The following is a 17829-nucleotide window of genomic DNA, read 5'->3' as shown; positions in this document are numbered from 1 at the left end:
GGACTCTGTGAGTCTGCGCGTGGGCGGTATTACTTGGAAAACAATCGTTTAAGCGCGCGGACTCGCTGCGTCCGCGTTACGCGCGCTCAATAATCACGGCGTAGCCCTGGCCTACGCCGATGCACATGGTTACCAGCGCGTAGCGCTTCTGCTGCTTGTGCAACTCTAGAGCGGCCGAGTTCAGCAGGCGGGCGCCGCTCATGCCCAGCGGGTGGCCTAGGGCAATGGCGCCGCCGTTGGGGTTCACGCGCGGGTCGTCGTCAGCCAGACCAAAGGCACGCAGGCAGGCTAGCGACTGCGCCGCGAAAGCCTCATTCAACTCAATTATATCAAGGTCATTCAGCGTCAGGCCAGCCTTTTTGAGGGCGATTTGGCTGGCCGGCACCGGGCCGATGCCCATGATGCGCGGCTCCACGCCCGCTACCCCCATCGACACGATACGCGCTTTAGGCGTGAGGTTGTGGGTTTTAATTCCTTCCTCCGAGGCCAAAAGCAGGGCAGCGGCGCCATCGTTGAGGCCCGAGGCATTGCCGGCGGTCACGGTGCCGCCGGTTTTGCGGAAGGCGGGGCGGAGCTTGGCCAAGCCTTCGAGGGAGGTGTCGGGCTTCATAAACTCATCCTCGGCAAACCGCAGCGGCTCGCCCTTGCGCTGGGAGATGCTGACGGGCGCGATTTCCTCAGCAAAACGGCCGCGTTGCCGGGCGGCGGCCGCCTTCTGCTGCGAGTTATGCGCAAATTTATCCTGGTCCTCGCGGCTGATGTGGTACTGGTCCACCAGGTTTTCGGCGGTTTCGCCCATCGCATCGGTGCCGTACTGCACCTGCATAGCGGGGTTGATGAAGCGCCAGCCGAAGCTGGAGTCGGCCATCTGCGAATCGGTGCCAAAGCCTTTGCTGGGTTTCGACATTACCAGCGGCGCGCGCGTCATGCTCTCTACCCCCCCGGCCACGAACAAATCGCCGTCGCCACTCCGGATGGCGCGAGCCGCCGCGATGCCGGCCGATAAACCACTGGCGCAAAGACGGTTCAGTGTTTCGCCGGGTACGGAGGGGGGTAGGCCGGCCAGCAGCGCGGCCATGCGGGCCACGTTGCGGTTGTCTTCGCCGGCCTGGTTGGCGCAGCCCATAATAACGTCGGCCACGGTGGCCGGGTCGGCGCCGGGCTGGCGCCGCAGCAGCTCGCGGATAACGTGAGCCGCCAGGTCGTCGGGGCGCACGGCGGCTAGCGTACCGCCAAAGTTGCCGATGGGCGTGCGCACGCCGTCAATAATATATGCCTGATTCATAATGTATTAAGAAGGAGGATTCTCCGTGCTGGTGCGGTAAGCCGTGCCCTTGAACAAGGCTAGCCGCAGGCCACTCTGGTTGCGAATGCCCACCTCGTACACGCCCACGCGGTGCTTCAGGCTGGCCTCCTGCGCCTCAATGATGATGGTGTCGCCGGGCCGGCCGGGCTCCAGGTAGTCAATGGTGACGGTGAGGCCCACGCTCTGGCGGCCGTGGGTATTGCAGGCGATGGAAAACGCCGTATCGGCCGCCGCGAACGTGACGCCGCCGTGCACCATACCGAAACCGTTGAGCATTTCGGGCCGCACCGGCAGGCGTAGGCGGCAATAGCCGGGCCGCACTTCTTCGATAATTACCCCCAGCCACGCGCTGAACGGGTCGCGGGTATCGAGCCAGGCTTGCACGGCGTGGTGGGGCTGGTGGGCCGGGTTTTCGGGAGAATTCATGCGGAAAAAAAACGTTGGTTGTCGCGGGCCAGCCGGCGCAGCAGCGGGCTGGCACGGTAGCGGTCGTCGTGGTATTCGTGGTAGAGGCCGTCGAGGGTGGCCAGCACCGCGGCCGGGCCCAACTCGTCGGCCCAGGCCAGCAGGCCCTTGGGGTAGTTGACGCCGGTGGTCATGGCCAGTTCCAGGTCCTCGCGCGAGGCCACGCGCAGGTACAGCGCGTCGGCCGCTTCGTTGATGAGCATTGCCAGCACGCGCTGCACAATGCGCTGGCCCGTTTCGGCGTCGCGCAGGGGGGTAGGGGCCGGCGCGCCGGGCGCGTAGTCGTAGAAGCCCCGCCCCGCCTTGCGCCCGTAGTAGCCGGCCTCAAATAGCCGCTTCTGGGTAAAGGAGGGCCGGTAGCGCGGGTCGTAGAAAAAAGCCGCGAACACCGATTCCGTAACCCGGTAATTCACATCGTGGCCAATAAAATCCATCAGCGCAAACGGCCCCATGCGGAAGCCGCCCAGTTCAGTGAGCGCCCAGTCGATGGTAGCCACGTCGGCAATACCTTCCTCCAAAATCCGAATGGCCTCGCCGTAGAACGGCCGCGCCACGCGGTTCACGATGAAGCCCGGCGTATCCTGAGCTAGTACCGGGCGCTTGGCCCAACTGGCCACCAGCGCGCGTACCTCTTCGGCCAGCCCGGCGCGGGTCTGCACGGCCGCAATCACCTCCACCAGCTGCATAAGCGGCGCGGGGTTGAAAAAGTGGATGCCTATAAACCGCTCCGGCCGCTGGCACGCCGCCGCAATGGCCGTAATGGAGAGCGAAGAGGTATTGCTGGCCAGCAGACACTCGGCTGATACAATGCTTTCTACCTGCTTGAAAACCTGCTGCTTCACCGCCAAATCTTCCACAATTGCTTCGATAACCAGGCCGCAATCGGCAAAGTCCTGCATAATGGGGGTAGGGCGCACGCGGGCGATGGCCGCGTCGGCAGCTTCGGGCGTCAGCTTGCCTTTCGCCACCAGCTTATGCAGGCTGGCGGCAATACTGGCCGTAGCTTTTTCGAGCGCGGCGGCGTTCTGGTCGAGCAGGCGAACGGGGTGGCCGGCCGTGGCTACTACCTGCGCGATGCCCGCGCCCATCGCGCCGCTGCCAATAATTCCAATGGTCATGTTGGTTACTTGTTGATTAGTAGTCATCTGCCATTGCAAGCCTGCGAAGCAATTGCATCCCAACAAGTCGTTCGCTCATTGTTCGGGTGCGATTACTTCACAGGCTTGCAATGACAAATGGCCTATTTATTCGCCTTTAAACATGGGCTGGCGCTTCTCCAAAAAGGCCGCTACCCCCTCGCGGTAGTCGGCCGTCTGGCCGGCGCGCAGCTGGTAGTCGCCCTCGGCGCGCAGCTGCTGGGCCAGGTCGTTGCCGAAGCTGCGGTTGAGCAGGTGCTTGGTGTAGGCCAGGCCCTTGGTGGGTAGGTTGGCCATTTTGTGGGCCAGCTTGGTTACTTCTTCATCAAAGGCTTCGTCGGCAACGGCCCGGTAAATCATGCCCATCTGCACGGCTTCGGCGGCGCCTACTTTGTCGCCGGTCAGCATGAGGGCGCTGGCGCGCTGCAGGCCCACGAGGCGGGGTAGGAAGTACGTGCCACCGCTATCGGGCACCAAGCCTATCTTGCTGAATGCCTGGATAAACAATGCCGATTCCTTGGCTATCACCAGGTCGCAGGCCAAGGCCAGGTTAGCGCCCGCGCCGGCCGCCACGCCATTCACGGCCGCAATCACTGGCTTCTCCAACTCTCTAATAAGCAACACAATCGGGTTGTAGTGCTTCTCCACAATTTCCGACACATCGGGTGCGTTCGGGCCGGTTATTTCGGCTAGGTCCTGCCCGGCGCAAAAGGCGCGGCCGGTGCCCGTGAGCACTATGGCCCGTACGCTGGCATCGGCCTGGCACGCGCGCAAGTGCTGCTGCAAGGCCAGCGCCACCGGCTTATTGATGCTGTTAAAAACGTCGGGCCGATTGAGGCGCAGGGTGGCCACGCCATCGGCGAAGGAGTAGAGCAGGGAGGTGTCGGACATGGGGTAGGAAAATGTAGCGTAAGCTTTCGCCTGCGAGCGAGCATCTTGCTCCAGAAGGCATCCGGTGCCGCTGGCTCGCAAGCAAAAGCTTACGCTACACGCGGTTAAGCGTGGCACTTAAAATAATCGAACGGCTCGCGGCAGTCGTCGCACTGATAGAGCGCCTTGCAGGCCGTGGAGCCAAATTGGCTGACCAGATGCGTGTGCTCCGACTTGCAAAGCGGGCAGCGCACGGCGGTTTCTTTACCAAACAGGTTGAGCATGTGGCCGGTAGCCGTGCCATCCACGGGCGGGGCAATGCCGTATTCTTCGAGCTTGGCCCGGCCGGCTGCGCTCATCCAGTCGGTGGTCCAGGCGGGGCTGAGCTGATTTTTGATAACGACCCGGTTGTAGCCCTCGGCCAGCAGCCGCAGCCGGATGTCGGTGGCGATGGCGCTCATGGCCGGGCAGCCCGAATACGTGGGCGTGATGGTAACCGTAATCTGCTCGCCCTCAATTGCTACCCCCCGCACAATACCCAGGTCCAGAATGCTGAGTACGGGCACCTCGGGGTCGCTCACCTCTTCTAGCAGCGGCCAGATTTTTTGAGCTGTTAGCTGAGAGCTGTTAGCTGTTAGCTCGTTCGTTACCATGTTCATTCTTATGTAGAAAAGCTAATGGCCAACAGTTCAGCTAATTACCACGTTAGGCCAGGGTAGGTGCGTTGCATATATTGCAGCTCGGCCAGCAGGTAGCCCAAGTGCTCGGAGTGCCGGCCCAGCTTGCCGCCGGGCTGCCTAAAGGCCTCGGTGGGCACGGGCAGCGTGGCTTCGGCAAACACGTGGGTTATGTATGCCGCGGCGCGGGCTTGCAGCTCGGCGTAGTCGGGCACCAGGCCCAGGGTGTGCAGGTCTAGTTCGAGGGGGGTAGGGCTGGTCAGCTCGGCGGCGTAGCGCCAAAGGGTGCGCAGGGCTTTCTCGATGCGCTGCCGGCTCTCGGGGGTGCCGTCGCCGAGGCGAATCATCCACTCGGCGCTCCATTTGCGGTGGTAGGCTGCTTCCTTCAGCGATTTCTCCGCAATGGCTGCCAGCTGCGTGTCGGGGCCAGCTTTTAACTCAATAAGTAGCTCGTAGTGAAACACATCGAACAAAAATTGCCGCACGATGGTGTGGGCAAAGTCACCGTTGGGCTGCTCTACCAGCAGCGGGTTGCGGTACTCCACGGCGCTGCGTAGGTAGGCTAGGTCGTCTTCGGTGCGACCCTGGCCCTCTAGTTCGGCGGCGTACTGGTAGTAGCTGCGGGCCTCGCCCAGCAGGTCGAGGGCGATGTTGGCCAGGGCTAAATCCTGCTCCAGCACCGGGCCGTGGCCGCACCACTCCGAGAGGCGATGCGCCAGAATGAGGCTGGTATCGGCCAGCTGCAACACGAACGGAAACAGCGGGTTGGAGGCCGGCGGGGGGGTAGGGACCGCGGAAACTTCGGGCTGGGTGGGAGTCATAAGCCGCAGCATTACATGTGTTTGATGGAATCCGGCACGTCGTAAAACGTGGGGTGCCGGTACACTTTGTCGGCCGCCGGATCAAAGAACTCGGCCGCCTCATCGGGGTTGGAGGCGTGGATGTGCTTCGACTCCACCACCCAAATGCTTACGCCTTCGAGGCGGCGCGTGTACACGTCGCGGGCGTTTTGCACGGCCATCGCCGCATCGGCGGCGTGCAGGCTACCCACATGCTTGTGGTCAAGCCCCTGCTTGCTGCGGATAAAGACCTCCCACAGAGGCCATTCAGAGTTGTTCATTTCTATTTTAATTTGTCATTGCGAGCGCAACGAAGTGGAGCGCGGCAATCTTTCCTTTACGCTAGGATTGGTAACCCCAATGGTGCGGGTGACAAGGAAAGATTGCTTCGCAGGCTCGCAATGACAGAAGATTTTTTGTCTGCCTACGCCGCTACCGCTACCGCCTCCCGTGCCTGGCGCTTTTCCGCGTGGGCCAGCGCGGCCTCGCGCACCCAGGCGCCTTCCTCGTGGGCCTGCACGCGGGCTTGCAGCCGCTCGTGGTTGCACATACCGTTGCCTTTCACCACGCTCCAGAACTCGTCCCAGTTTACTTCGCCGAAGTCGTAGGCCTGGCGGGCCTCGTTCCATTTCAGCTTCTCATCGGGCACAGTCAGGCCCAGAAACTCGGCCTGGGGCACCATCATATCCACGAATTTCTGGCGCAGCTCGTCGTTGGTGAAGCGCTTGATGCGCCACTTCATGCTCTGCTCGGTGTTGGGCGACGCGTCGTCGGCCGGGCCAAACATCATCAGCGTGGGCCACCACCAGCGGTTGAGCGATTCCTGGGCCATTTCCTTCTGCACGGCCGAGCCCTCGCACAGCGTCTGCATCACCTCAAAGCCCTGGCGCTGGTGAAAGCTTTCCTCCTTGCACACACGCACCATGGCGCGGGCGTAGGGGCCGTAGCTGGTGCGGCACAGCGGCACCTGGTTGAGGATGGCGGCGCCATCCACGAGCCAGCCCACGCAGCCCATGTCGGCCCAGCTCAGGGTGGGGTAGTTGAAAATACTGCTGTACTTGGCCTTGCCGCTGTGCAGGTCGGCCAGCATCTGGTCGCGGGTGGTGCCCAGCGTTTCGGCGGCGCTGTAGAGGTAGAGGCCATGGCCCGCCTCGTCCTGCACCTTGGCCAGCAAAATGGACTTGCGCCGCAGCGAAGGCGCCCGCGTTATCCAGTTGCCCTCGGGCAGCATCCCCACCAGCTCGGAGTGCGCGTGCTGCGAAATCTGCCGAATCAGCGTCTTGCGGTACGCGTCGGGCATCCAGTCCTTGGGCTCGATGCGCACGTCGGCATCGATGCGGGCCTGAAACTGCTCTTCGGGGGTAGGGGCTAGGGTGGGGGTTTCCATAACTGCACAACGAAAACTAACAACCGTTAGTTTTTCAAAGATAAGAAAAAACGGCTGTAAAACGGAGTGGCACTCCGTTTGGCGTTGAACGACTTGCGCCAGCGCCAAACGGAGTGCCACGCCGTTTTACACTTTGGCATCCTCGTCGCCCAGCACGTCCTGTATATACAGCATCTTCACAAGCACCGTAATAATGGCGATAATGGGCGTGGCCAGCGTGAGGCCCAGCAGGCCCGTAAACGAGCCAATGATGAGCTGCCCCACCAGAATGAGCGCGGGCGGCAGCGAAATCAGCCGCTGCTGCACTACCGGCGATACGGCCGCGCTCTCCAGCGTTTGGGCGCCCAGGTACAGCAGCAGCACATATAGGGCCATGTGCGGACCGCCATTAAAGAAGGCCAGCAGCAGCGCTGGCACCATCGACACCACCGGCCCGATGTTGGGAATAAACGTGACCAGGCCGGCAAACAGCCCCAGCACTCCCGCCAGCGGCATGCTCAAAAACCGCAGGCCCACCACCGTAACTACCCCCACCACGGCCATCGACACCAGCCGGCCCAGCACCCATTTTACCAACGTATCGCTGAGCTTGTCGCACACCTCGTGGGCGCGGGCGCGGCCGGCCTTGGGCACCAGCATCACCAGGCCCGCGCGGTAGGTTTTGGGCTGAATGACCAGAAACACCGCCAGGAAAATAATCACGTAGCCATCGGCCAAAATGCTAAACGTAGTCGAGAAAATGCCCGTGGCCCGGCCCAGCCACTCCGACGTGCCACCGGTAAGCTTGCGCAAATCGAAGTTTTCGCCGGTCAGCCACTGCCCCCAATTGGTGTTGCTCACGCGGTCCTGCACGTTGCGCAGGGCCTGCGGCAGCTGCTGCTGCAAGCCGCTCAACTGCTCGCTCAAGGTAGCCGAAAACAGCCAGCCCATGCCCCCGAGCAGCCCCAGCACCACCAGCGCCAGCAGGGCCAGCGCCAGGCCCGTGGGCAGGCCCGTGCGGCGGTGCAGCCACTCGGCCCCCGCCCGCAGGGGTAGGGCAATGAGCAGCGCCGCCAGCAGGCGCAAAAACACCCCAAACGCCAGCCCCAGCAAACCCGTGAGGGCCAGCAGCAGCAGCGTGAGGCCCACCGCAATGAGCACCCGGTGCACGTAGGCCGTTAGCGAGGGGGTAGGGGACGGTTCCATAAAGCAGGTAGAAAAACGTGGCGCCGAGCTGTTATCTCAGCGGTAAACCCATACGGCCCCAACGCCTTTTTGGTCGATAAAAAAGGCCAAGGAGGGTACCTAAGCGTCGAAATCAATCGTCACCTCTGGCGTGGTGGGCCGGGCCTGGCAGGTAAGTACGTAGCCCCTGGCTACCTCATCCTCCGAGAGCGAATAGTTGACGTCCATAGCCGCCGTACCGCTGGTCACGCGGGCTAGGCAGGTGCTGCACATGCCGTTTTTGCACGAGTAGGGCGCGTCGAGGCCGGCGGCCAGGGCCGCGTCGAGCACCGTATCGCCGTAGTACGACATGGGCAGGGGGTAGGCGCGGCCGTCGAGGCGCAGCGTTACCTGGCTCTTCTGGTCGTCTTCGCCCGCCGGGCGGGGGGTAGGGGCCGCCTTTTGGGCCGCGCCGCCGGCCGAAGCAAACAGCTCAAAGTGAATCTTCCCGGGCGCTACGCCGGCCTCGGCCAGGGCCTGGCGCACGCCGTGTATCATCTCCTCAGGCCCGCAGATAAACGACTCGTCGAGCCGCTCGGCCGGGATGAGCTGGCGCAGCAGTTGGGCAGTTTTAGCCTGGTCGAGGCGGCCGTAAAACAGGTCGCTGTCGCCCTGCTCGCGGCTCAGTACGTGGTACACGCTCAGCCGTCCCATAAAGGTATTCTTCAGGCCCTCAATCTGTTCCTTGAAAATAATGGAGTTGCGCCCTCGGTTGCCGTACACCAGATACACGTGGCTGCCCGGCTCGGTCAGCAGCACCGTGCGGGCAATGCTGAGGATGGGCGTAATGCCGCTGCCCGCCGCAAACAGCCCGTAGCGCCGCACCTGGGCCGGGTGCAGGCTGGGCGTGAAGCGGCCCTGCGGCGGCAGCACGTCGAGCACGTCGCCGGGGCGCAGGCCATCGGCCACGGCCAGCGTCGAGAAGCGCCCGCCCGGCACCTGCTTGATGGCCACGCGCCACTCGTCGTCCAACGGACTGCTGCACAGCGAGTAGCTGCGGCGCAGCTCCTCGCCAGCGTGCTCACGGCGCAAGGTCAGGTACTGCCCCGGCTGGTAGCGAAAAGTCTCGCGCAGCTCGGCTGGCACTTCGAAGGACAGCGACACGCAGTCGGGCGTTTCGCGGGTGATACTCTTGATTTTTAACGGATGGAAGCGGCTCATTTAGGGAGTTTTACTAGCATGAAGGCTTGGCAGTAGCGCGAACTTTGTAGTTCGCGTCCCCGCGCCATCGTAACGATTATCGTTCTGGGCCGCGAACTACAAAGTTCGCGCTACTACGGCTACCTCTCCGCCCGCCGGTCCAGCACCCGGCTCAGCTTGCCGCCTTCGCTGCGCGGCAGCTGCCCGCTGCCCAGCAAAAAGACCCGCATACTAAGGCCGATATTATCCTTGATTTTTTTGGCAAAGGTGCCTTGCAGCGCGCGCAGGGCGTCGTGCTGCTGCACGTGCGTGGCGGTGAGGGGGGTAGCGGCCAGGCCCAGCGCGCGCAGCAGCGGCTCGGCCACTTCCACGTGCACCGCCACCTCGTCGAGGCTGCCCTGGCGCGTCACCACCACCTGGTAGTGCGGGCTGGCGTGCGGCAGCTGGCTGATAATATCCTCGACCTGCGTAGGGAAGAAATTGACGCCCCGAATGATGAGCATATCGTCGGCCCGGCCCCGAATTGGGCCCATTTTCACGTGGGTGCGCTTCACCGAGTGGTCGTAGGTGAGGTGGGTAATATCGCCCGTCCAGTAGCGCAGAATGGGTAGGGCTTTTTTGGTCAACGTGGTGAAAATCAATACGCCCGGTTGACCTTCGGGCACCGGCTCGCCGGTATCTTTGTCCACGATTTCGGGGTAAAAGTGGTCCTCCCAGATGTAGCTGCCGGTGCCGCGCTCGTCCACGTCTTCCTGCGAGATGCCGGGGCCAAGAATCTCGCTCAGGCCATAGATATTGGTGGCCGCTACGTGCAGGCCATCTTGCACTTGCGTGCGCAGGGCCTCGCTCCAGGGCTCGGCACCCAGCACGGCCAGCTTGAGGTTGATGGCCTCGGGGGCGATGCCGCGTCGGTGCAACTCCTCGGCCAGCACCTGGGCATAGGAGGGGGTAGCGCACAGAATTTCGGGCCGAAAATCCTGCAGCAATTGCAGCTGCCGGTCGGTGCTACCCCCCGATACCGGGATGACCGTGAGGCCCAGCCGCTCGGCGCCGTAGTGCAGGCCCAGCCCGCCCGTGAAGAGGCCGTAGCCGTAGGCATTCTGCACTTTCATGCCCGGCCGGCAGCCGGCGGCCACCAGCGAGCGCGCCACCACTTCGGAGAAAATGGCCAAGTCGCCGGCCGTGTAGCCCACCACCGTGGCCTTGCCCGTGGTGCCGCTGGAGCAGTGCAGCCGCGCCACCTCGTTTTCGGGCACCGCGAAGAGGCCTAATGGGTAATTATCCCGAAAGTCGGCTTTCTTGGTAAAGCCCAGCTTGGTCAAATCCTCCAGCCCACGAAACGTGGCCGGGTTGATGCCCGCCTCCGCAAACTTGCGCTGATAGAACGGCACCCGTGCCGCCAGGTAGGCCACCTGCTCCTTAAGCCGGGCGTTTTGCAGGGCGCGCAACTGGGGTAGGGGCAGCCGCTCAATATCGGGTTGGAAGAGCATGGGGTGGGCCAGGGTGGGAAGAAAGCCGGCTAACGCTGCAAAACTAACAAACGTTTGTTATTACCGGTACTCCCGTACCATCGTCGCAACTTCGACAGCTTTACTTGTTCTGCTTACCGCCACTAGCTGGCGGCAGCGGCTGATACAAATGGGCCGGCAGGTACTGATTGACCGGCACCCGAAAGCGCTCCGCCGTATCGTGCGCAAAGTCAATAGCGTCGTTCACATCGTCGGGACTGAAATGAGCCAGGATAAAGCCATTCGTTCTTTGCTGAAGCGAAAGCATGACAATCAATTCCTCGTGGCGGTTACGGGGATTACTCCACACTCCCCAGCTAGTTGTGCTTGCAGTATCACCCTTTTCAAGGGTGGAGTAATACTTCAAGGTTACCCCTACCACCGGGGGTAGGGACTGCCAGCGGCCCACTCGCCAGCGAAGTAAGGATAGGTATTGCCGGCTCTGGCTCAAGTCGGGGCTAATTTCCGTCCCGGCCTCAACAGAGCTGAGCAGCAAGCCCCCCACTAAGCCAATGCTGGCCGCTGCCCAGCCGGCCGCCCCAGCAGCGGCCAGAACCGCCGCCAGAGCGGCGCAGGGCAGCAGATAAAACAACCGAAAGCCAGCTTGGGCACGAGGAAAATCCACGAAACGAAAGTACTACTTCTAATTAAGGTAGCTCACACCTTCAGTAGCTCGGCCTCCTTATGCCCGGCCAGCTGCTGCCACAGCAAAATGAGCACGGCCTGGGTGGTGTACTCGATGTTGGTCTGGCGGCCGCGGTCGATGTTAATCTGCCGGCTCACGGTGCCAGCGGGGGTAGCGCAGGCGATGCAGATGGTGCCCACCGGCTTGAGCGGCGTGCCGCCGCCGGGGCCGGCAATGCCGCTGGTAGCTAGGGCCACGTCGCAGCCCAGGCGGGCGCGGGCGCCCTCGGCCATCTCGCGCACGGTGGGCTCGCTCACGGCGCCGTGCTGGCCCAGGGTTTCGGCGTTCACGCCCAGCAGGCTCTCCTTGAGGTCGTTATCATACGCCACCACGCTGCCCCGGAAGTAGGCCGAACTGCCCGGCACGCTGGTGAGGCGCGCCGCCACCGCGCCGCCGGTGCAGCTTTCGGCGGTGCCGAGTTGCCAGCCTTTGGCCTTCAGCAACTGGCCCACCACTACTTCGAGCGGCGAGTCTTCCTCGGCAAAAATGTACTCGCCGATGTACTGGCGCAGCAGCGGCACCAGGGCCAGCATGCGGGGGCGCAGGTCGGGCTGGCCGTCGGGCGTGCCGGTGAGGCGCAGGCGCACGCTGCCCAGGCTGGGCAGGTAGGCCAGCTTCACGTTGGGGGGTAGGGCGTTTTCCCAGTCCTTGATTTTCTCGGCTAGAAACGACTCACCCAGCCCGGCCGTCATAATGACCACGTGCTCGATGGGCGCCAGCTGAAACCTGGCCTGGAGCTTGGGCAGCACCTCGTCGGTCATCAGCTTTTTCATCTCGAAGGGTACGCCAGGCATGCTGATGAACACCGTGCCGCCGTCCTCCAGCCACATGCCGGGCGCGGTGCCCACGGCGTTGTGCAGCACCTCTGTGCCGGCGGGCACCAGCGCCTGCTGGCGGTTCACGTCGAGCATGGGCCGGTTGAAGCGCTTGAAAATGCCTTCTACGTGGTGTAGCGTGGGCTCGTGCAGCACCAGCTCGCGGCCAAAGTAGCGGGCCAGCACGTGCTTGGTGAGGTCGTCTTTGGTGGGGCCGAGGCCGCCGGTCATCAGGATAACCGTGGCGCGCTGGCGGGCCTGGTCGAGGGCGGCTACAATCTCGTCGGCGCGGTCGCTCACGCTCGTTATCTGGCGCACGCGCAGGCCCAGGCGGCCCAGCTGCTGGCCCATAAAGGCCGAATTAGTATCCACGACCTGCCCGTAGAGCAGCTCGTCGCCGATGGTCATGATTTCAACGTCCATGAAGGGGGTAGGGAAGTTTGGCAGGGTTTTGTGGGGAACTTTGCGCCGCAGTGCTTGCAGGACAGCTATACGAGCCGTCCGGTTTTCAGGCCCGCCTTTTCTTTTACCACTTTATGAAAAATCTACTCCTGGCGTTGGCCTTGCTTAGCGCCGCGCCTGCCCTTGCCCAAACCAAGAAAACGACGGCTACCAAGAAAACTACCGTCGTCAAAAAAGCTCCGGTGAAGGCCACCACCACCAAAAAAACCACTACCACGGTCGCCAAAGCCCCGGCCGCCGCGCCTACCCCCGCCCCCGCGCCGGTAGCGCCCCTCACCGAGGCCGAGGCGAGCAGCGGCCTGCGCGAGGCGCTCACCACAGGCATCACCAAGGCCGTGGCCTTTGCCTCGGAGCCCGACGGCTTCAACCTGAACGACGACATCCGCATTCCCTTCCCGCCCGATGCGCAGCTCGTGGCTACTACCCTCAACGTGCTGCCCGGCCCCGTGGGTAAGCAGGCCGTGGAGCAGGCCACCAACCTCATGAACCGCGCCGCCGAGGCCGCCGCGCCCGCCGCCAAGGATATCTTCCTCAATGCGTTGCAAAATCTCTCGCTGAGCGATGCGCTCTCGCTCGTGACCAGCGGCAGCAAGGACGCCGCCACCGTGCTACTACGCAAAAACTCGGAGGCTGCCCTCAACGCCGCCCTGCGCCCCAGCATCGTGCAGAGCCTCGACCAGGTGGGCGCCAACGCGGCCTACGCCAAGCTCATCGAGCGCTACAACAAGATTCCGCTTATGACGCCCGCCAAAAACAACCTCACCGACTACGTAACGGCCCAAACCGTCGATGGCTTGTTCGTATTGCTGGCCCAGCAGGAGGCCAAAATCCGCCAGAATCCGGCCGCGCAGTCCACGGCGCTGCTCAAGCGCGTGTTTGGCGCCAAATAATTTTCCGGAGCCGAGCCTGGCCCTTAGTTGGTCGAGGTGAGCGCGCTACCCGTCGATAATAGTTCAGCCCTGGTCGCCCCGCGACCAGGGCTTTTTGTTGGGGTATTTGGCCGGATTAAACTGTCAGGCTAGTTTTAAATCTGATAAACTACCAATAACCTAATCTGTTGTTTTCATGAAATTTACATGTGTGCTAGCGTTGGGCTTATGCCTGCTCGCCAGCTGCCGGAAAGACGCCGACCTTACGCCGGGCCCTACCATCCCCCTGCGCCTCACCTTCGGGTCGGGAGCCCTCACGCTCAACCCTTCGGGCTACGCGCCGCTCACGGCGCGTCTCACGCTCAACTCGCCCCAGAGTGGCCGGCTGCGCCTGGTAGTGCACGGCCGCCACGGCACGGCCTCCGACCTCACGCAGCAGTTCAACGACGAGGGCACGGTGCATGATATCCCCATTATGGGCCTGTATGCCAGCTACGCCAACAGCGTCACGGTATCGCTGGTGAACCCCACCGGCCAGGTGCTGGCCGATACCACGCTCACCATCCAGACCGCCGCCCTACCCCCCAATATGCCGACCGACCTCGTGACGGCCGAGCCCACGGGCGCGGCCCTGGGCGGCGACTTCACGCTGGTGAGCAACTTCAGCGCCTCCGACCCGCAGATGCCGCTCATCGTAGATAATTACGGCGAAATTCGCTGGCTGCTCGACTACCGCACCCTGGCCGAGCTGGGGCAGCTTAATTACGACTGCGGCATCAGCCGGCTGCAAAACGGCAATTATTGTTTCGGCGATAAGACGACCAGCCAGCTTTTCGAGGTCGATGTGTACGGTACTATTATCAACCGCTGGAGCCTGCCGGGCTACACGTTTCACCACGAACTATATGAGAAGCCCGACGGCAATTTCCTGGTGACGGTGAACAAAACCGGCAGCACCCACCCCGACGGTACGGCCACCGACGAAGATTACGTGGTCGAAATTGACCGCCACGCCAACCGCGTGCTCACCGAGTGGGACCTCAAGCATAGTCTCAACGAAAACCGCCACGCCCTAGAGCCCGACCCCGTTGACTGGTTGCACGCCAACGCGGTGCTCTACGACCCCTCCGACAATACCATCATCGTATCGGGCCGCTACCAGGGGGTAGTGAAGCTCACCTACGACAACCACGTGAAGTGGCTGCTGGCCCCGCACCGCAGCTGGGGCCCCAACCACCAGGGCCAGGACCTGAGCCAGTTGCTCTTCACGCCGCTCGACGCCAGCGGCCAGGCCATTGCCGACACGGCCGTGGTCAACGGCTCGGCCAATCATCCCGATTTTGAGTGGAATTGGTACCAGCATTCCATCCAGCTCATGCCCAACGGCGACCTGCTGCTCTTCGACAACGGTACCAACCGCAACTTTATCCGCAACGCCCCCAGCCACTACAGCCGCGCCGTGGAGTACCGCGTTGACCCCAGCGCCCGCACGGTGCAGCAAATCTGGACCTACGGCAAGGAGCGCGGCGACGACACGTACTCGGCCATCGTGTCGCGGGTGCAGTACCTGCCGGCCGTCAACCACATCCTGTTCTGCCCCGGCTACCTAGTGCCCAATACCACTGGCCAGGGCGGCAAGATTATCGAAGTTGACTACGCCACCAAAAAGGTGCTGTTTGAGATGCAGCTGAGCGATGTCGGCGGCTTCGCCTTCCACCGCGCGCAGCGCGAAAGCATCTATTGAGCAGTGACAAATGACTAGGGACTAATGACTAATGTCGTTCTCACTGCAGAACGACATTAGTCATTAGTCCCTAGTCATTTGTCACTGCTTTAATAGTCGCTGTCGTAGTCGTTGCTGCTGCCCCGGCTACGCGAGCTGCTGCCGAATGAATCGTCATCATCGTCGGCATCGAGGTCGTCGTCGTCCTCAAGTGGCGCGAGGCCGCTGATACCATCGGGGTCTTCGGCCGCTTCGGCGGTCGTAAATTCTTCCTCCGTCATGGAGGCCAGGTCGAGCGCCTCGTCGTGCGAGGAACCCGTATCGCGCCACATTAGGTAGTCGGCGTACTTCGCCGACAGCTGGTCTTCGCTGGAACCCTTGGTTTTGGCGCCGCCCGTGCGGGCAAACTCGTCGAGGTTATCGTCGTCGGCGAGGTCGTCGTCGTCTAGGTTGTCGTACTGTCGCATAGCAAAAATGGCAGTAGAAGGAATTTGAATGATATTTTAGGGGGTAGGGCGAAGATACGGCGGGCGGCGAAATGGGTTGGCGAAAGCCTGCTTCTATTGCGCCAGCGGCACCTTGCGGTAGATGTCAGCCAGCGCCAATTCCACCCCAATGGCCGGCAACGGTACCACCGCCGCCAAGCCCTCAAACGTGTCGAAGGCCCACACCTTAGGCTCGCGCCAGGTAGCCAGGCGCACAATGGGCTGTGTGCTCTCGATAAGCAAGTAATGCCGCAGCGTGGGGATGTCCTTATAAAGAAAAAACTTGCCTACCCGGTCATATTCCCCCGTGCTTTTTGAGAGTACTTCAGCCAGCAAAATGGGGTTTAACAAGGTATCCAGGTACTTATCAGGGGCGAATTGCGGCGGCCCACACACCACCGACAAGTCGGGGTAGGTATACAGGCCATTTTCCTTGACTTGCAGCCGCTGGTCACTCACGCGAACCGTACAGTCGCGCTCACGCAGCGCAATGTTGAGCGCTGTTCCCGTATTAAGGTTTACCAGATTGTGCGCGTTGCTGGCGCCAGCCATCGCGTATACTTCGCCCTTGTAGTACTCGCTTTTGAAAGAAGCGGTACGCTCGGTTGCTAGATATTCTTCGGGCGAAACGGCAGGGAACGCAAGTTGACGAGCAGCAGACATAAGACGTAGGGCGACTGGTTTACCCAAAAGTAAGCAAGCGCCGCCTACCCCTGCTGAAAGTCCGTAATCTGCACCTGACCCTCGCAAAACGCGTATTCGGCCGGCACATTGGATGATACGATGACCAGGCGGCCGGCGTCGCGCACGCGGGCCACGTGCTCCTGGTACCAGGCCGCGCCCTGGGCATCGAGGTTGGTGGTGGGCTCGTCGAGCAGCAGCAACGGTGCCGCCGCGTACAGGGCCATGCCTAGCTTGAGGCGCTGCTTCATACCCGACGAAAACGTGCGTACCGCCTGGTGGCGCGCCTTATGCAGGTACATGATATCGACCAGCCCCGCCACCGTGAGGCCGGGCCGCAGTGGCTTGAGGCGGGTATGAAAAGCCAACAACTCCAGCAGCGTAAAGTCTTCGGGCAGCTCCAGGTAGGGCGCGCAGTAGGCCAGGTGCTTGGGCACCGCAGCGGGGGGTAGGGCCTGGCCGCCCAGCGTATAAAGCACCTGGCCCTCGGTGGGCAGCAGCTGCCCGGCCAGGATGCTGAGCAGCGTGCTCTTGCCCGCGCCGTTGGGCCCCAGAATGGCCGTGGCCGTGCCCGGCCGAAAATCGTAGCTCAGGCGCCGGAAAATCCACTGGCGGCCGTAGCGGCGGCCCAGGCCTTGGGCATCAAGGGTAATGACTAAGGACAAGTGACAAGTGACTAATCTATGCCTTCCTCGGGCAGCATGCCGCGGCTTGGGCCTTTGATGATGCCACGGGCCGCGGCGCGCACAAACTTCACCACCTGCTCGCGCTCGGCCGAGGCGGGCAATTCGGCTTCGATGCGGGCCAGGGCGTCGAGCAGGGGTAGGCCACTCAGGTAGAGTACGCGGTACATCTCGTGCACTTCATTCACCTGCTCTTCGCTGAAGCCGCGGCGGCGCAGGCCTACCGAGTTCACGCCGGCGTAAGTCAGTGGCTCGCGGGCAGCCTTCACGAAGGGTGGCACGTCTTTGCGCACCAATGAGCCCCCCGCGATGAAGGCGTGCGGGCCGATATTCGTAAACTGGTGAATGGCCGTGGTGCCGCCGATAATGGCCCAGTCGCCCACCACCACGTGGCCGGCCATCTGGGTGGCGTTCGAAATCACGCAGTGGTCGCCCACCAAGCAGTCGTGGGCAATGTGCACGTAGGCTTGCAGCAAGCAGTGGCTGCCCACCACGGTGCGGCCGCGGTCAATGGTGCCGCGGTTCACGGTCACGCACTCGCGCAGCACGGTGTAGTCGCCCACGTGGGCCGTCGTCACCTCACCGGCAAACTTCAAATCCTGCGGGACACCCGACACCACTGCGCCCGGAAAAATCTGGCAGTTCGCCCCAATCCGCGCCCCATCCATAATGGTCACGTTGGGCCCAATCCAGGTATTTTCGCCAATCTCCACATCCCCGTAAATAGTAGTAAACGGTTCAACGGTAACTCCCGGCGCAAGCCGGGCGGCTGGGTGGATATGAGCGAGGGGAGAAAGCATTTTTGGGAATTATGAATTATGAATTATGAGTTATGAATTATGTAATGATGGTTGGGGCGGTAATGGGACTCACCAGCCAACTCATAACTCATAAT

At 62.4% G+C, this 17829-nt stretch carries 19 protein-coding genes; 2 read left to right on the top strand and 17 right to left on the bottom strand.

Annotated elements, in window-relative coordinates; genetic code table 11:
* Positions 1-76 precede the first annotated feature (76 nt).
* The 13 genes from pcaF to E4631_RS11310 all read right to left on the bottom strand — a co-directional run bounded on the left by pcaF (position 77) and on the right by E4631_RS11310 (position 12454).
* A complete protein-coding gene (pcaF, locus tag E4631_RS11370; protein WP_133655295.1) occupies positions 77-1285 on the bottom strand; it encodes a 3-oxoadipyl-CoA thiolase in 1209 nt (402 codons plus the stop codon).
* 6 nt (positions 1286-1291) lie between these two features.
* Positions 1292-1732 carry a PaaI family thioesterase gene (locus tag E4631_RS11365; protein ID WP_133655296.1) on the bottom strand — a complete coding sequence of 147 codons (441 nt, stop codon included), beginning with the start codon at positions 1730-1732 and terminating at the stop codon, positions 1292-1294.
* Positions 1729-2916 (bottom strand): 3-hydroxyacyl-CoA dehydrogenase NAD-binding domain-containing protein, encoded by a 1188-nt coding sequence (locus tag E4631_RS11360; RefSeq protein ID WP_205704230.1) that lies wholly within the window; start codon positions 2914-2916, stop codon positions 1729-1731. The genes E4631_RS11365 and E4631_RS11360 overlap by 4 nt, the downstream gene beginning before the upstream one ends.
* A gap of 99 nt (positions 2917-3015) precedes the next feature.
* The gene (locus E4631_RS11355; RefSeq protein WP_133655297.1) at positions 3016-3798 is read right to left on the bottom strand and encodes an enoyl-CoA hydratase-related protein; all 783 of its coding nucleotides are present in this window, start codon (positions 3796-3798) and stop codon (positions 3016-3018) included.
* A 104-nt stretch (positions 3799-3902) separates the two neighbouring features.
* Complete coding sequence (gene paaD / locus E4631_RS11350; RefSeq protein ID WP_240734833.1) at positions 3903-4436, bottom strand: 1,2-phenylacetyl-CoA epoxidase subunit PaaD; 534 nt, start codon at positions 4434-4436, stop codon at positions 3903-3905.
* Positions 4437-4474: 38 nt separating this feature from the next.
* Positions 4475-5275: a 1,2-phenylacetyl-CoA epoxidase subunit PaaC gene (gene paaC / locus E4631_RS11345; RefSeq protein ID WP_133655298.1), complete on the bottom strand. Its 801-nt coding sequence runs from the start codon at positions 5273-5275 to the stop codon at positions 4475-4477.
* An 11-nt stretch (positions 5276-5286) separates the two neighbouring features.
* Positions 5287-5574, bottom strand: a complete 288-nt coding sequence (gene paaB, locus E4631_RS11340; RefSeq protein ID WP_133655299.1) for a 1,2-phenylacetyl-CoA epoxidase subunit PaaB — start codon at positions 5572-5574, stop codon at positions 5287-5289.
* Positions 5575-5717: 143 nt separating this feature from the next.
* Positions 5718-6680 carry a 1,2-phenylacetyl-CoA epoxidase subunit PaaA gene (gene paaA, locus E4631_RS11335; protein WP_133655300.1) on the bottom strand — a complete coding sequence of 321 codons (963 nt, stop codon included), beginning with the start codon at positions 6678-6680 and terminating at the stop codon, positions 5718-5720.
* A gap of 126 nt (positions 6681-6806) precedes the next feature.
* Positions 6807-7865 carry an AI-2E family transporter gene (locus tag E4631_RS11330; RefSeq protein ID WP_133655301.1) on the bottom strand — a complete coding sequence of 353 codons (1059 nt, stop codon included), beginning with the start codon at positions 7863-7865 and terminating at the stop codon, positions 6807-6809.
* Between the two features lie 99 nt (positions 7866-7964).
* Positions 7965-9044, bottom strand: coding sequence for a 1,2-phenylacetyl-CoA epoxidase subunit PaaE (gene paaE / locus E4631_RS11325; protein WP_133655302.1), 1080 nt, complete (start codon positions 9042-9044; stop codon positions 7965-7967).
* A gap of 119 nt (positions 9045-9163) precedes the next feature.
* A complete protein-coding gene (locus E4631_RS11320; protein ID WP_133655303.1) occupies positions 9164-10513 on the bottom strand; it encodes a phenylacetate--CoA ligase family protein in 1350 nt (449 codons plus the stop codon).
* 100 nt (positions 10514-10613) lie between these two features.
* The gene (locus E4631_RS11315; RefSeq protein WP_133655304.1) at positions 10614-11156 is read right to left on the bottom strand and encodes a hypothetical protein; all 543 of its coding nucleotides are present in this window, start codon (positions 11154-11156) and stop codon (positions 10614-10616) included.
* Between the two features lie 32 nt (positions 11157-11188).
* Complete coding sequence (locus E4631_RS11310; protein WP_133655305.1) at positions 11189-12454, bottom strand: competence/damage-inducible protein A; 1266 nt, start codon at positions 12452-12454, stop codon at positions 11189-11191.
* A 113-nt stretch (positions 12455-12567) separates the two neighbouring features.
* Between E4631_RS11310 and E4631_RS11305 the strand changes: the two genes are divergently transcribed.
* Together E4631_RS11305 and E4631_RS11300 are read left to right on the top strand one after the other, a co-directional pair.
* Positions 12568-13383 (top strand): DUF4197 domain-containing protein, encoded by an 816-nt coding sequence (locus E4631_RS11305; protein WP_133655306.1) that lies wholly within the window; start codon positions 12568-12570, stop codon positions 13381-13383.
* Positions 13384-13558: 175 nt separating this feature from the next.
* Positions 13559-15106 carry an aryl-sulfate sulfotransferase gene (locus tag E4631_RS11300; RefSeq protein ID WP_133655307.1) on the top strand — a complete coding sequence of 516 codons (1548 nt, stop codon included), beginning with the start codon at positions 13559-13561 and terminating at the stop codon, positions 15104-15106.
* A gap of 89 nt (positions 15107-15195) precedes the next feature.
* Here the strand turns inward: E4631_RS11300 and E4631_RS11295 are convergent, their stop codons facing one another.
* The 4 genes from E4631_RS11295 to lpxA all read right to left on the bottom strand — a co-directional run bounded on the left by E4631_RS11295 (position 15196) and on the right by lpxA (position 17734).
* A complete protein-coding gene (locus E4631_RS11295; RefSeq protein WP_133655308.1) occupies positions 15196-15552 on the bottom strand; it encodes a hypothetical protein in 357 nt (118 codons plus the stop codon).
* Positions 15553-15645: 93 nt separating this feature from the next.
* A complete protein-coding gene (locus E4631_RS11290) occupies positions 15646-16233 on the bottom strand; it encodes a Uma2 family endonuclease (RefSeq protein WP_133655309.1) in 588 nt (195 codons plus the stop codon).
* Positions 16234-16277: 44 nt separating this feature from the next.
* A complete protein-coding gene (locus E4631_RS11285; protein WP_240734831.1) occupies positions 16278-16916 on the bottom strand; it encodes an ATP-binding cassette domain-containing protein in 639 nt (212 codons plus the stop codon).
* 11 nt (positions 16917-16927) lie between these two features.
* Positions 16928-17734, bottom strand: coding sequence for an acyl-ACP--UDP-N-acetylglucosamine O-acyltransferase (gene lpxA, locus E4631_RS11280; protein ID WP_133655310.1), 807 nt, complete (start codon positions 17732-17734; stop codon positions 16928-16930).
* Positions 17735-17829: the final 95 nt, after the last annotated feature.

The organism is Hymenobacter sp. UV11, assembly GCF_004684095.1.
Taxonomy (GTDB): Bacteria; Bacteroidota; Bacteroidia; order Cytophagales; family Hymenobacteraceae; genus Hymenobacter.
The sequence above is the reverse complement of the archived record's forward strand: the minus strand, read 5'-3'. Positions and strand labels throughout refer to the sequence as shown.